Below are 15,266 nucleotides of genomic sequence, written 5' to 3'. Positions count from 1 at the left end.
TTAATTGCCACGTTTTTTTACACTACTCACAGCATGACAAAGTTCATACAAAAAAGCACCACTGGATGACAGTGGTGCTTTGGGGTGGCTCTCAGATTTAGGAAATAAACCTAGCCGTCAATCTACGCTGAAGATCAACTAGCCGCGGTAATAACGCTGAGGCACAAACGGCATCTTCTCTACCGTCATTGCCAGTTTCTTACCACGTACTTCTGCAAACACTTCTGTGCCAATTGCCGCAAACTCAGTCTTCACGTAACCCATAGATACTGGTTTTCCAGCAGTTGGACCTGCTGTACCACTGGTTACGATACCAATTTCGTTGTCATCAGCATCAAACAGTTTCGCGCCTTCACGCACTGGCGCTTTAGTTTGACCAATCAGACCAATACGCTTGCGAGCCACATCTTTAGTTTCGATTTGGTTTAGAACGATATCTGCACCTGGGAAGCCACCTGCGCGCTCGCCGTCATTACGACGTACTTTCTGAATGCCCCACAGTAGGCTTGCTTCTACTGGCGTGGTCGTTGTGTCTAGATCATGGCCGTACAAGCACAGACCACACTCAAGGCGTAAGGAGTCACGAGCACCAAGACCAATCCACTCTACTTCTTCATATTCTGTTAGTGCTTGAGCAAGCGCTTCTGCATTCTCCGACGGTACTGAGATTTCGTAACCATCTTCACCCGTGTAACCAGAGCGGCTAACAATGCACTCAACACCATTAATATCCAACTTACGAACATCCATAAACAGCATCTCAGCCACTTCAGGCTGAATACGAGCCAAAACTTCAGCTGCTTTAGGGCCTTGCAGTGCAAGCAACGCACGGTCTTCGATCACTTCCATCTCAACACCTTCATCAAGGTGCGCTTGAAGGTGAGCAATGTCCTGCTCTTTACATGCCGCGTTGACGACAACAAACAGATGATCGCCTAGGTTTGCCACCATGAGATCATCCATGATGCCGCCTTGCTCATTAGTAAAGAACGCATAACGCTGTTTACCCGCTGGCAGGTCAATAATATCGACAGGAACCAATGTTTCGAGGATTTTAGCGGCGTTTGCACCGTGCAGACGAATTTGTCCCATGTGCGACACGTCAAACAATCCAGCAGCATCACGACAGTGAAGGTGCTCCTTCTTAACACCCAATGGGTATTGTACTGGCATATCGTAGCCAGCAAATGGCACCATCTTAGCGCCAACACTTACGTGTAATGCATGCAAAGGTGTTTTCAATAGATCTTGGGTTGCTTGTTCTTGAGCCATTGTAATCTCCATTGGGTTGGACCACCTTTCAGTGAGTCCTGCTCCTGTTGTAAGGTGAGTGGTTCACTATCTTTATCTGCGCAAGTTTACTGACTTACACATGTTCGATGGATTCAATCGGTATCCATAAAATAAGTAACCTGAGTGGTGAAGAGTTCACCATCAGGAAACCATGTTTCCTATAGTGAACAAGGATGCGGGTATTTTTCTCATTTAACAAGATACAAACACCGCAAAATGTGACATTTAACATCCCATTCACAGAATTAAAGTCAATAAAAAAGCGCCATTTCGACGAGCTTACCGTCAAAACCGCGCTAGTTCAGAGCATTTTCGCAACAAAGCAAACGTTTGCTTTCATTATACGAAACTCAATCAACTGATGATTATTTCGCCGTCACCCAAAGAATATGAGCGTCTTCTTCACTGGTTGATATGAGCATGTGACCCATATTTGCGTCGTAGTAAACACTGTCCCCTTCGCTCATGGTCATCGGTTCATAGAACTCGGAAAAGAAGGTCACTTGACCCGAAAGAATCAGCAAAAACTCTTCTCCATCATGCCTTACCCAATCGCTATATTCTTCAAAAGCGCGAGCTCTCACCGTGCTTTTGAATGGCATCATCTTTTTATTCGATAATTGTGTCGCCAGAAGCTCGTGTTCATAGGTAGGTGTTGGGTGTGGTTTCCCCTCTCCACGCTTAGTAAAATCGCGGCGACCTGTTGCCACTTTTTTCTTTGGCGGTTCAAAGAGTTGGGGCATATCTATATGCAGGCCTGATGCCAGTTTTTGCATCGCCTGAAAGGTTGGTGAAATCTGCTCGTTTTCAATCTTGCTCAGTGTCGAGCGCGCAAGCCCTGTTCGCTGGCTCGCTTCCTCAAGCGTAAGCCCCATCTTAGAACGAATGTCCTTGATGCGCTCCCCCAGTTTCAGAGGTTCTATATTTTCGTCCGCAGACTCTCTGGCCAGCGTTAAGGACGGATACTCATCGTAGATGTCTTCTGACATGCGATCCTTCTTTTTCATGACTTCCTGTTTTGCAAATTCATTGTTGCATGAAGCGACTTCTATATTAAAGACCAAGTATAAAAATAAAGCGTGCTCTCGGTAACATTTTCGGAAACTGTGTTTCCTATAGGAAATTTCTGATTGATTGTTTGAGCTGACAGAGGTATGTTATCGGCTTGTTAGATGAAGAGATGCACTTACGCGCTGGCGAGTCAACGGAAACGCACTACTCTACAGCCCGTTTACTGAATGATTTTTGTCCTACTTATTGGGACTAATTCGCGCCGCTGTTTTGAACAGGTTATCTGTTCTTACAGTACTAAGACACGACGCAATCGACACCATGAAAAACACAAACGTCGATTGAACAATGGAAGGTTTACCGCCATGAATGCTCAGTACTCAAAAAGCTATCCAAATCACAGCCTAGAAAACTTCTTCTCAACCAACCTGTCTGCGACAGACGACGCTGTGTTCACCGGAATCCAAGCAGAGTTCGCTCGCCAGAACGACCAAATCGAGCTGATTGCTTCTGAAAACATCGTTTCAAAAGCAGTTATGCAAGCGCAAGGCACTTGCCTAACCAATAAATACGCCGAAGGCTACCCAAACCGTCGTTATTACGGTGGTTGTGAGCACGTTGATACCGTAGAAGCTATCGCTATCGAACGCGCAAAGTCTCTTTTTAAGTGCGAATACGCAAACGTTCAACCTCACTCTGGTGCTCAAGCCAATGGCGCAGTAAAACTGGCGCTACTTCAACCTGGCGACACCATCATGGGCATGTCGCTAGACGCGGGTGGTCACCTGACTCACGGCGCTCGACCTGCACTTTCTGGTAAGTGGTTTAATGCCGTTCAATACGGTGTGGACAAAGAAACTCTAGAGATTAACTACGACGACGTACGTGCTCTAGCTGTTGAACACAAGCCAAAAATGATCATCGCTGGTGGTAGTGCGATTCCACGCGTTATCGACTTCGCTAAGTTCCGTGAAATCGCGGACGAAGTTGGCGCAATCTTAATGGTCGACATGGCGCACATCGCAGGTCTGATTGCGACAGGTGCACACCCTAGCCCACTGCCACACGCACATGTTGTGACTACTACAACGCACAAAACACTGCGCGGCCCTCGTGGTGGCATGATCCTAACGAATCACGAAGACATCATTAAGAAAATTAACTCAGCGGTATTCCCTGGCCTTCAAGGCGGTCCGCTGATGCACGTGATTGCGGCAAAAGCAGTCGCGTTCGGTGAAGCGCTAGGCCCACAATTTTCAACTTATATCGATTCAGTGATCGCGAACGCAAAAGTACTTTCTGAAGTATTGCAAACTCGCGGTTGCGACATCGTGACTGGCGGCACTGACACTCATCTCATGCTGGTTGACCTACGTCCAAAAGGACTGAAAGGCAACAAAGCAGAAGAAGCTTTAGAGCGTGCCGGCATCACATGTAACAAAAACGGCATCCCGTTCGACACAGAAAAACCTATGATTACTTCTGGTATTCGTTTAGGGACGCCAGCTGGAACCACCCGTGGTTTCGGTACTGAAGAATTTAAACTCATTGGTGAGTGGATTGGTGACGTGCTAGACGGCCTAGTGGAAAGCCCAGAAGGCAATCCAGAGGTCGAGCAACGCGTACGTAAAGAAGTGAAAGCGCTGTGCGCTCGCTTCCCGCTCTACACTTAAAGAACAAAACATCCTTAATTTTGGAGATAAAGCAATGGACAACACTTTGAAGTTTTCTGACAGCCACGAATGGGTACGCGATAACGGCGACGGTACTGTGACTATCGGTATTTCAGAGCACGCTCAAGAAATGCTAGGTGACGTAGTGTTCGTTGACCTACCAGAAGTAGAAGACGAAATCGAAGCAGGCGAAAGCTTCTCTCTTGTTGAGTCTGTAAAAGCGGCGTCTGACATCTACGCGCCAATCACTGGTGAAATCGTTGAAATCAACGAAGAACTAGAAGACAGCCCAGAGCTTATCAACGAAGAGTCTTACGAAGGTGGCTGGATTGTTAAGGTGAAAATGTCTGATGCTTCTGAGCTAGACAACCTTAAGAGCGCTGAAGAATACCTAGCGTCTATCGAAGACGAATAAGCAATACGTACTATAAGCTGCCCGCGGTTGGGCAGCTTATTTTTTAAAGGTCTCGCAGAAGATCTTTGAGAAGGTAAGGGAACCATGACTGAATTACTCAACAGCCTAAGCACACAAAATGAATTTGTTGCTCGCCACAATGGGCCAAACAAATCTGACCAACAGAAAATGCTGGACGCGATTAACGTTCTAAACCTAGACACGCTTATCGACGAGACTGTCCCAGCGCAAATCCGCCTAGAACAACCAATGACGCTAAATGCTCCAATGAGCGAAGCGGACATGCTGGTTGAAATGAAAAAATTCGCGGATTTGAACCAAGTAAAACGCACATTTATCGGTCAGGGTTACTACAACACCTTCACACCAAATGTGATTCTGCGAAACGTTCTTGAGAATCCAGGTTGGTACACGGCGTACACACCATATCAGCCAGAGATCTCACAAGGTCGCCTTGAGTCATTGCTGAACTACCAGCAAATGGTCATGGACCTAACGGGCATGGAGATTGCTAACGCGTCTCTACTTGACGAAGCAACTGCTGCTGCAGAAGCGATGACGCTGTGTAAGCGTGCTGGTAAGAGCAAGAGCAAAGTCTTCTTCGTGGCAGACGACGTGCACCCACAAACACTTGAAGTGGTAAAAACTCGCGCTGAGTTCATCGGCTTTGAGGTTCAAGTCGGTTCGTTAGAATCTCTGCCAGAGCAAGACGTATTTGGCGCGCTAGTTCAATACCCTGGCACAACAGGTGAAGTTCGCGACCTAACTGACATCATCGCTGCGGCGCAAGCAAACAAGACGCTTGTTACTGTTGCCACTGACCTACTTGCTTCTGCACTGCTTAAGCCAGCGGGCGAGATGGGCGCAGACGTGGTTATCGGCTCTGCACAACGCTTTGGTGTACCTATGGGCTACGGCGGTCCACACGCAGCGTTCATGGCAACCAAAGATAAGCACAAACGCACTATGCCAGGTCGTGTAATCGGTGTGTCTATCGATACCAACGGTAATCAAGCACTGCGCATGGCAATGCAGACTCGTGAGCAGCACATCCGCCGCGAGAAAGCGACATCGAACATCTGTACTGCGCAGGCGCTGCTAGCCAACATGGCGGCGTTCTACGCGGTATACCACGGTGAGGAAGGTCTTAAGACTATCGCTCGCCGTACGCACCACATGACGGCAATTCTAGCGGCTGGTCTAACGAAAGCTGGCTATGAACTAGCTCACAACAGCTTCTTCGATACCATCACTGTTAATACTGGTGACAACACAGATAAGCTAGTCCAAAAAGCGCTAGCGTCTGACATCAACCTTCGTCAGCTAGAAGGTCAAATTGGTATCAGCTTCGATGAAACCACCACAATCGAAGACATCAACGTTCTATTTGCTGTGTTTGAAGTAAAAGAAAGCGTTGAAACTCTATCTACAGAAATTGCTGACAACGAGTTTGCAGCGATTCCTGAAAACTGCCGTCGTACCTCTCGCTACCTAACTCACCCTGTGTTTAATACTCACCACAGTGAAACACAGATGATGCGTTACCTAAAACAGCTAGAGAACAAAGACTTCTCACTAACACACGGCATGATCCCACTTGGCAGCTGCACCATGAAGCTAAACGCTGCCGCAGAGATGATCCCTGTGACGTGGCCAGAGTTTGGTTCTATCCACCCATTCGCACCACTTGAGCAAGCAGCAGGCTACACAGCCCTAGCGGATGACCTGAAGAAGAAGCTATGTGAAATTACAGGCTACGATGAGTTCTCACTTCAGCCTAACTCAGGCGCATCGGGTGAATACGCAGGTCTGATCGCAATCCAGCGCTACCACGAAAGCCGTGGTGAAGGTCACCGTAACGTGTGTCTGATCCCAAGCTCTGCGCACGGTACTAACCCTGCAACAGCGTCTATGGTGTCAATGAAGGTTGTTGTGGTTAAATGTGACGACAACGGCAACATCGATACTGATGACCTAGCGGCGAAGATCGAGAAGCATCGTGACAACCTATCAAGCATCATGATCACCTACCCTTCTACGCACGGCGTGTACGAAGAGCACGTGAAAGAAGTGTGCGAAATGGTTCATGAAGCTGGCGGTCAGGTTTACCTAGATGGCGCGAACATGAACGCTCAGGTTGGTCTAACGAACCCAGGCTTCATTGGTTCTGACGTATCGCACCTTAACCTACACAAAACCTTCTGTATCCCACACGGTGGTGGCGGTCCAGGTATGGGTCCTATCGGTGTAAAATCACACCTAGCGCCATTCCTACCAGGTCACATCGAGAACGGTGTTGAAGGCGAAGACTACGCAGTGTCTGCAGCCGACCTTGGCAGCGCTTCAATCCTACCAATCTCGTGGGCATACATCGCGATGATGGGTGAAGCTGGCCTAACGGATGCAACCAAAGTCGCTATCCTAAACGCGAACTACGTGATGGAGCGTCTACTTCCGCACTACCCTGTTCTTTACCGTGGCACCAACGGCCGCGTAGCACACGAGTGTATTATCGACATTCGTCCGCTGAAAGAAGAAACAGGCATCAGCGAAGAAGACATCGCTAAGCGTCTAATGGACTACGGCTTCCACGCTCCAACTATGTCGTTCCCGGTAGCGGGCACACTCATGGTTGAGCCTACTGAATCTGAAGACCTTGAAGAGCTAGACCGTTTCTGCGAAGCGATGATCGCTATCCGCGAAGAAATGACTCAAGTGAAAGACGGCGTATGGCCACTAGACAATAACCCACTAGTGAACGCACCACACACCCAAGTTGACCTTTCAAAAGAAGAATGGGACCGCCCATACTCTCGTGAACTAGGCTGCTTCCCATCTTCTCACCAGAGAACTTGGAAGTACTGGCCAACGGTTAACCGCGTAGACAACGTTTACGGTGACCGCAATCTGATTTGTTCTTGCCCTTCGATTGAGAATTATGAAGATTAATGAAGTTGGTTAACTTCTAGAAATTGAAAAGCGAACCTTAGTGGTTCGCTTTTTTGTTTTGAGAGCTAGTAAAAATAGCACCTAGCTCCAATCTTATGACTAACCAACTTAGGACTCTAATGACGCAAACTCCCAATGATTCGCCATTCTGCACTTGATGCAGAATCTACTTAACACGGGTACTGAAAGTTGAGGTTTGCGTTGTTCGCCACAACTGTGTCGTTGCAGAGATAGCGCATTATTGGACAGAAATAGTCTACGTCCGCTCGTTTTTAACATGCCCCACGTAGCCGTCATCCTCACGAAAGTGAGGATCTCCCACCACGTGTAGGCAACTGAAAATATTCGATTAAGTCACGTAATTCAACTTTTCAACGCGCTAAATGAGATCCCCTTTTTCAAGGGGATGACGGTGATTTTTGGTATGACTTGTAGCACCGAATGGGGCAGAAATGCTCTACATCCCTTCATTTCTAACATACCCATATAGCCGTCATCCTCACGAAAGTGAGGATCTCCTACCGCATGTAGGTAACTGAAAATCTTCGACTAAGTCACGTAAGTCAGCTTCACGACGCGCTGAATGAGATTCCCTTTTTCAAGGGAATGACGCTGTTATTTGTTGGGTTTGAAACGAGAAAAGGGGCAAAAACGATTTAGACTCCTTCACTAAACCGTTTCTATAAAGCTAAATCAGCCTACCTAACGAAAACTAGGAATAATCGCCGGAATCCCAGGTAGAAGCCCCACCAACGCCATCACACTACTTAGCACAATAAACATGATTCCAGGCAGTACCCAACGGCTCATTTTACTGAGTTCACCGCTGCGCTCTTTACAGCCGACCAAGCCTAAATTGTCCAACAGCATGGTGAGAGACCAACCAAATGCTGGGTTAACGAGTACCGATGAAAACACGACGATTGCTGCTGACTGTGTGGTTTTCCCTTCACGCGTCATTTCCATTCCCGCCTCTAGCAAGGGTACAAATACCCCAACAATGAGCGCTACACAAAGGACAGGCTGCCAAATTGCTAGATCCATTGGGTAGCCCCAAACAGCGGCGATGATACAGAACAGTGCCGTCAGTAACGCACCTGCTGGTATAGGACGTTTAGCAATGGCTGCTGGCACGATATAAGTGCCCCACGACGAAGTAAAGTTAGTGCCACCGAGCAGAGAGCCGAACGTTTGACGAATCGAGGCCGTGGTCATGGTGTCGTCGATGTTCATGAGCACTTTTTCGGTACGCTCTGGGTAGCTGATTTTCTGGAACACTTGATGGCCTAAAAAGTCCGGTGACCACATTGCCACGGCCAAAATAGCAAAAGGCAATACCACCATGAAGTGCTCAAGCGTTGGTAAGCCTAGCATCCAGCCGGTATCTTCCCCCCACCAATACATAGGGTTCATGTTGGGTAAACCTGGCTCGGTTTGGAACGAAAACGGAGCACCCATGGCAAACGCTAGCGTCCCACCGAGTAAACAGCTAAGCGGTACAGCTAGCCAGCGCTTACGAAAATGTTCCAATAAAGCGTACAGAATAATGGTGCAAAAGATCACGACAAAAGCAATGTGACTCATGCCGATTCCCTCAGCCCAAGCGAACAGCTTTTTAACTTGTGAAGCGGTTCCAACAAAACCTAAGTAGAGTAATAGCCCGCCACATACACCTTTACTGGTGAGGTTGGCCAACATGCTGCCACCTTTACTAATGGCTAACACTAATCCAAAAGCGCCAATCAATAACCCAAACGCCATAGGGTGTCCGCCAGCAGCTACAACAATGGGAATTAAGGGAATGAGTGGACCATGTGTACCGGCTAGGTTAGCGGTTGGCAATAAGAAACCGGAGAAAAGAATAATGAAAACAGAGGCTATGAGTAGTTCATAACGCACGTTTTCTAAGACAAAGCCCTCATTAAGCCCTAGTGCGCCCGCAAACGTCGCGGCGATGGCTCCCACCATCACCACTTTACCAATGGTCGCCGCCATTGCAGGGATAGTGTCCTCTATCTCAAATCGATAGTCTTTAAACGGCAAATTGGGACGCCAGCGTTTAGGCGCCATGATTTGCAATTCGTGTTCTAAATATTGTTCTCGGGATGAAAATTCTGATCTTGGTTTATGTTGTTGTTCGTAGGTGAGCTCATCCTCATTAACTTGAGGCTTATCGGTTGTTACAGGTATGGACTCTAAAGTACTGCTCATTGTGATTCCTTTCGTTCACACTCTATGGTGTGTTGTTCCAGCAAACGTTATTGGTTTACTGCACAAAGGTTTATCGAATCGTCTCTCATTCTTTTTTGCTACAAAGAGCTGGCTGACTCTTCGTTATGAAACCTTGAAATACAGTCGCTAGTACCATATACCAAACGAAAAAAAACAAATAGTCTCAGACAGTTAGACATTAGTCGTAGAGTACAGCGTGCAGTGTGAGCCTTATTTATTTGGATGGAACGGAATCAGGTAGTTACGATAGGAATGACGGTCTCAGTTGCCGATATGAAAAAGCGAACCACTCAGGGTTCGCTTCTTCGTTTCAAATTATCAAGGTCTCACACAGCAAAATTAGTTCGTGTTGGCTGCGGTGTGTTGTTCGACCATAAAGGCAATCATTTCGTCATTTAAACAAGATTTACTGACATATTGGCGCTGTTTACCCATATGGATGATGAACCCTAAATCACTTTGTTGAAGCTGGTCGATATCACTCCAGGCAATAGTATTATTAACCTTGCCACTTTTATACGTCACGCCTTTGGCATCAACCTTGAGCTCCACTTTACTTCCGGCACTCGAGCTAATGTTCTGACGCCAAACCCACCAGCCTCTTTTAAAGTAAACGCTTAAAGCCTCGACAAAACTCAACACAATAAAGAACCAACCCAAATAGCCGTTAGGCAGTAACTCAAACTTAACTAGCACCGAGCCAAAGAGCAGAAACAGCGCGGCCTTGTAGTAGGATTTGGGGAACTCTGTTGGCGTACTAGTTTGATCGTAACATTCTGCAAAAAACGCTTTGTTGAGGGTGTACTCTGCGGTGAATTCTTTGTTGGACATATTTAGTTTCTTTGAGGCTTCTGTGAATGACTATCCTGTGCTGCGAAAACGCAACTCGAGTATTGTATCTCTTCTCTCGACGTTTCTTTAACTGTTTTAATTATCTTTTGTAAATCAATGGTAACCCAGACAAAAAACACACCTCATCAACGACGCTTTAAATACTCCCAAATTGCTCTCAACGATTCACTTACTACCAAATAGAGCCCGACTCCAACACAAAATCGAAATCAGGCTCCTTGTTGATGCAAAATACTACAAATTACGAGCTACGCCCTTTTACCTTTTCTCGTAGCGATTGCAACATCACGTAGAACACGGGAACCAGACAAGTACCGACGATTGTTGCCGCTATCATGCCTCCCATCACTGCATAGCCGAGCGAGACTCGACTTGCCGCGCCTGCGCCAGTGGCTATAACCAATGGAATCACCCCTAGAATGAACGAGAAGGCGGTCATGAGTACGGCACGAAAACGCAGCCTAGCCGATTTAATGGCAGCTTCGGTGATACTCAAACCACTTTCACGCAACTGTTTGGCGAACTCTACAATCAAAATCGCATTTTTACAGGCAAGACCAATGAGTAGGACTAAACCAATTTGTGTGTATAGGTTGACGTCGGAGCCCATTATCCAGATGTAAATAAATGCACCTAGAATAGCAACCGGAACCGCCAACATAACCGAAACCGGAATGGTCCAGCTTTCATACTGCGCGACTAGGAACAAGTAGGTAAATACCAACGCCAAAGAGAAGATAAGAGGCGCGAGGTTACCCGCTTTTAATTCTTGATAGGTTTGCCCAGACCATTCATACGTGTAGCCATTAGGGAACGTGGTATCAGCGATACGTTTTACTGCGTCAATCGCTTGTCCCGAGCTGTAGCCGGGTGCTGGAAACGCATTCACTTTCACTGCGCTGTACAAGTTAAATTGGTTTATGTACTCGGGGCCGAGTTTCGGTTCTACATTCACCAGCGTATTGAGTGGCACCATGACATCGTACTTGTTTCTGATATAGAAACGGGCAATGTCACGATCCGAGTCTCGAAACTCTGTTTCCGCCTGCATGTTGACTCGGAAGACCTTACCAAATCGGTTGAAGTCGTTCACATACATAGAGCCAAGCATGGTCTGCAATGTGGTGAAAATGCTATTGAGCTCCACACCTTGCACCTTGGCTTTGTTGCGGTCTACATCGACAAATAGCTGTGGCACATCCGCTTGGAACGTACTGAAGGCCGTTGTCAGCTCGGGCTCAGATGTGGCTTGGATAGACATCGCCCTCATGACACCTGCGAGATCGGCTGGCGTTCTGCCCAATGTATCTTGAATATAAAACTCAACACCAGAAACCGTCCCCACGCCCGGCAGTGCGGGTAAGGAGAAACCCGCCGCGGTCGCTTCACTATACTGCGAAAGAGCCGCATTCGCCCGGCGTACTATTTGTGACTCTACCAATGAAGGGTCTTGTCGCTCATCCCAATGAGAAAGTATGACTACCATCAAACCCGCATTAGAGGACACCGCACCAGAGATAATCGAATAACCGCTAGCAGAAATGACGTTGGTGACACCTTCCATTTTATTCAGCTCATCAACCATTTGAACCATCACTTCTTTGGTCCGATTTATCGACGAACCGTTAGGAAGCTGAACATCGACGAAAAACGCTTTTTTATCTTCTGTCGGAACAAACCCACTCGGTAGTGAGGTTGCTAAATAGCCCGTAGCGCCGATCAAAGCGACATAAACGACGCCCACTAGCATGAGTTTGCGCACCATCCCCGACACGAAGTTCGTGTATTTTCCCGTCGCCTTTTCAAACACAGCATTGAACTTGGCATGAAAGCCTTTTTCATGTGTTTTTGGCGGCTTAAGTAGCGATGCACACAGTGCCGGACTCAGGGTTAATGCGTTCACCGATGAGATCAAAACGGAGATACAGATAGTGATGGAGAACTGAGCGTACATCTGCCCTGTGATCCCCGGCATAACGGCCGTTGGTGCAAATACCGCAAGTAAAACAAGCGTGGTCGCGATAACGGGCCCTGTCACTTCTTGCATTGATTTGGTGGTCGCCTCGACGGCGCTAAGTCCTTCTTCCTCCATCAAACGCGTGGTGTTTTCCACCACAACAATCGCGTCATCAACAACAATACCGATTGCCAAAATCAAGGCAAACAGCGATACCGTGTTGATACTCATCCCCGTCGCGAGTAGAAAAGCAAAGGTACCCACCAAGGAAACTGGTATCGCAATCGCAGGCACCAACGTTTGTCGGACATCCTGCAAGAAAATATAAACAACGAAAATAACCAACACGACAGCGATCAACAGCGTTTCGATCATTTCATCTATGGACGTTTCTACGAACTGGGTCGTGTCGTAGAGAACTTTGTAATCCATATCCTCTGGAAATTGCTCACGCAAACGCGACAATTCTTCGTGCACACCTTTTGCCACTTCTAGCGCGTTCGCGCCACTGGACTGATAGATGAACAGCAGTGCCGACGGTTTGTTGTCTAGCATCGCTTCCGCATCGTAACTGGCTGCACCGAGTTCAATTCGGGCAATGTCACTCATGTAGACCGCACTGCCATCGGGGTTTGAACGGATAATGATTTGCTCAAATTCCTCTGGATGACTTAGGCGACCTTTGGTGGAAAGGGTGTATTGAAATTGTTGGTCTCTGGGTACTGGCGCTGCACCAATACGCCCAGCGGCCACTTGGATATTCTGCTCTTGAATCGATGCAATGGCTTCTTCTACGGTGACACCTAGGCTTGCCATGCGATCCGGATTGAGCCAAATACGCATGGAATAATCCATTCCACCGATAATACTGACTTTGGAAACGCCGTTCACACGAGCAAGGTTGTCCTTAATGTTGATGCCCATGTAGTTGTTTAAGAACAGGTTATCTAAACTGCCTTCTGGGGAGACCAAGTTAAGCATCATCAAGATGTTCGGATCTTGTTTCTCTACTTTTACCCCGTTTCGCTGAACCTCTTGGGGGAGCCGGGGCATGGCTTGCTGTACCCGGTTTTGAACGTTAACCTGCGCCATATCAACGTTGGTCCCCACCTCAAACGTCACATTGAGAGAATAGCTACCGTCGTTCGCCCCCTTGGATTCCATGTAAATCATGTTTTCCACGCCGTTGACTTCCACCTCAATGACTTTTGAAACGGTGTCAGCGACCACTTCTGCACTGGCTCCCGGATAGGATGTCGTTACAGAAACCATAGGTGGCGAGATGTTCGGAAACTCGGCTACAGGCAACGCAGGAATCGACAGTAGCCCAGACAAAGTCAGGACTATTGAGATAACGAAGGCAAACTTCGGCCTATGTATAAAAAACTTACTAATCATAACTTGTCCTTAGGAGTCGTTTTCATCAAAAGGCTGTACGGTATCCATCTCGTACTCGACTTCAGCACCTACGCGGGCTTTTTGCAGCCCTTCTGTTATGACCAGCTCACCTTTTTCTAAGCCTTCTTCAAGCTCCCAGTCAACGCCATATCGTTTACCCAAAGTAACGTTCTTACGTTTGACGACGTTTTCGCTATTGACCGTTAAAACATAACGACCTTGCTGATCTTCTTGAACGGCACGTTGGGGGATCAGCATCACCTCTTGAACTTCTGGCGCTTCAATAATGGCCGTCACATACAGCCCAGGAACGATAAGGTGTTCGCTATTCGCAAACTCGGCACGAACGGCCAAGGTACCGGTTGTTGCATCCACTCGGTTATCTATAAAGTCAATCATGCCGGTTTCTTCAAACATGGAGCCATCTGGAAATCGTAATTTGACTGGAAGATCTTCAATCTTATATTGATGCTCAGCGGTACGAGCTGCTTTTTGTGCGTTAATGATCACTTTTTCAGGAAGCTGGAAGTTAACCCAAATCGGCTCCATCTGTACCAAATTCACCATTTCAGTTTGCTCAGGAATGATGAGGTCACCGGAAAATACTTCTGCACGACCGATTCTTCCTGCAAAAGGGGCGTGGATCTTGGTGTAACCTAGCTCCAACTTAGCATTGTCTAACTCGGCATTGGCGCTCTGAAGTGCCGCGGCATTTTGCAGCTTGGCCGATAACAGGTTGTCGTAATCCGCTTGACTGATGTACTTATCTTTAATCAGCCCTTCACCACGTTTAAAGTTACGAACGGCGGTGTCATAAGCGGCACGAGACTGAGCGACGAGTGCCTTTGACGACTTAAGTGCTGCTTCATATTGCTCCGGATCAATTTCGAAAAGCAGCTGGCCCTCTTCCACCATGCTGCCCTCTTCAAAATAGGCCTTGAGGAGATTCCCCCTTACTTTCGCTTTTAATTCGATATCTTGCGTCGCTTCTGTACGTCCCACAAACTCTTCACTAGGCGTGATTGCTTTCATGGTGACTTCAAGAACTTTAACGCTAGGTTTTACCGCAGGAGGGGCTTCGACAGTTTTTTCACATCCTGATAGAAAGAGTAGAGGTAGCGCAACGATGAGTCCTTTCGCAATGACACCATCTGCTTTGGGAAAGTAAGACATAGACAATCCTTGTTTTTGATATTTATATAAAAAACTAATCTTTAGAGTTTAGACTATAAACAGGAAATAACCGTGCAGTACTCAAGGAAAATCATGAATTGAATTAATAGCTTAAGTAGCGTTAACAAAAACTGCGACGAATGATCAATCAACACAGAGATATAAGTTGGCTCGGCTTTCGGGCTCCCCCTCGAAAGCACACACCCAAAAAATTCTTCCAACCAAAATTTGTGCTATCCAGCCCTAGCACTTTAGAGATATTAAAGCCATAATCCGCCCCACCTTGAGGGCCTTCCTCCTCCCAGAAAAGACA

9 protein-coding genes are annotated in these 15,266 nt (G+C 47.2%); 3 read left to right on the top strand and 6 right to left on the bottom strand.

Going from position 1 to position 15,266, the window contains the following annotated elements:
- Positions 1-138: 138 nt before the first annotated feature.
- Entirely contained in the window at positions 139-1,272 is a 1,134-nt protein-coding gene (gcvT, locus tag AAA946_RS17530; protein ID WP_234496439.1) for a glycine cleavage system aminomethyltransferase GcvT, read from the bottom strand.
- A gap of 386 nt (positions 1,273-1,658) precedes the next feature.
- Positions 1,659-2,282 (bottom strand): helix-turn-helix domain-containing protein, encoded by a 624-nt coding sequence (locus AAA946_RS17525; RefSeq protein ID WP_338167196.1) that lies wholly within the window; start codon positions 2,280-2,282, stop codon positions 1,659-1,661.
- A gap of 387 nt (positions 2,283-2,669) precedes the next feature.
- On the opposite strand from AAA946_RS17525, the gene AAA946_RS17520 reads away from it, so the two are divergent.
- The 3 genes from AAA946_RS17520 (at position 2,670) to gcvP (ending at position 7,341) form a co-directional block, all read left to right on the top strand.
- Positions 2,670-3,977: a serine hydroxymethyltransferase gene (locus AAA946_RS17520; protein ID WP_338166076.1), complete on the top strand. Its 1,308-nt coding sequence runs from the start codon at positions 2,670-2,672 to the stop codon at positions 3,975-3,977.
- A 34-nt stretch (positions 3,978-4,011) separates the two neighbouring features.
- Complete coding sequence (gene gcvH, locus AAA946_RS17515) at positions 4,012-4,392, top strand: glycine cleavage system protein GcvH (protein ID WP_042497316.1); 381 nt, start codon at positions 4,012-4,014, stop codon at positions 4,390-4,392.
- A gap of 84 nt (positions 4,393-4,476) precedes the next feature.
- Complete coding sequence (gene gcvP, locus AAA946_RS17510) at positions 4,477-7,341, top strand: aminomethyl-transferring glycine dehydrogenase (RefSeq protein WP_338166075.1); 2,865 nt, start codon at positions 4,477-4,479, stop codon at positions 7,339-7,341.
- A gap of 702 nt (positions 7,342-8,043) precedes the next feature.
- Here gcvP and AAA946_RS17505 read toward each other — a convergent pair.
- The 4 genes from AAA946_RS17505 to AAA946_RS17490 all read right to left on the bottom strand — a co-directional run bounded on the left by AAA946_RS17505 (position 8,044) and on the right by AAA946_RS17490 (position 14,953).
- Positions 8,044-9,552, bottom strand: coding sequence for a DUF3360 domain-containing protein (locus AAA946_RS17505; RefSeq protein WP_338166074.1), 1,509 nt, complete (start codon positions 9,550-9,552; stop codon positions 8,044-8,046).
- 360 nt (positions 9,553-9,912) lie between these two features.
- A complete protein-coding gene (locus AAA946_RS17500; protein WP_338166073.1) occupies positions 9,913-10,404 on the bottom strand; it encodes a YcxB family protein in 492 nt (163 codons plus the stop codon).
- 262 nt (positions 10,405-10,666) lie between these two features.
- Positions 10,667-13,780 carry an efflux RND transporter permease subunit gene (locus AAA946_RS17495; protein WP_338166072.1) on the bottom strand — a complete coding sequence of 1,038 codons (3,114 nt, stop codon included), beginning with the start codon at positions 13,778-13,780 and terminating at the stop codon, positions 10,667-10,669.
- Positions 13,781-13,789: 9 nt separating this feature from the next.
- Complete coding sequence (locus tag AAA946_RS17490; protein ID WP_338166071.1) at positions 13,790-14,953, bottom strand: efflux RND transporter periplasmic adaptor subunit; 1,164 nt, start codon at positions 14,951-14,953, stop codon at positions 13,790-13,792.
- Positions 14,954-15,266 lie beyond the last annotated feature (313 nt).

This window comes from Vibrio sp. 10N, from assembly GCF_036245475.1.
GTDB lineage: Bacteria > Pseudomonadota > Gammaproteobacteria > Enterobacterales > Vibrionaceae > Vibrio.
The sequence above is the reverse complement of the archived record's forward strand: the minus strand, read 5'-3'. Positions and strand labels throughout refer to the sequence as shown.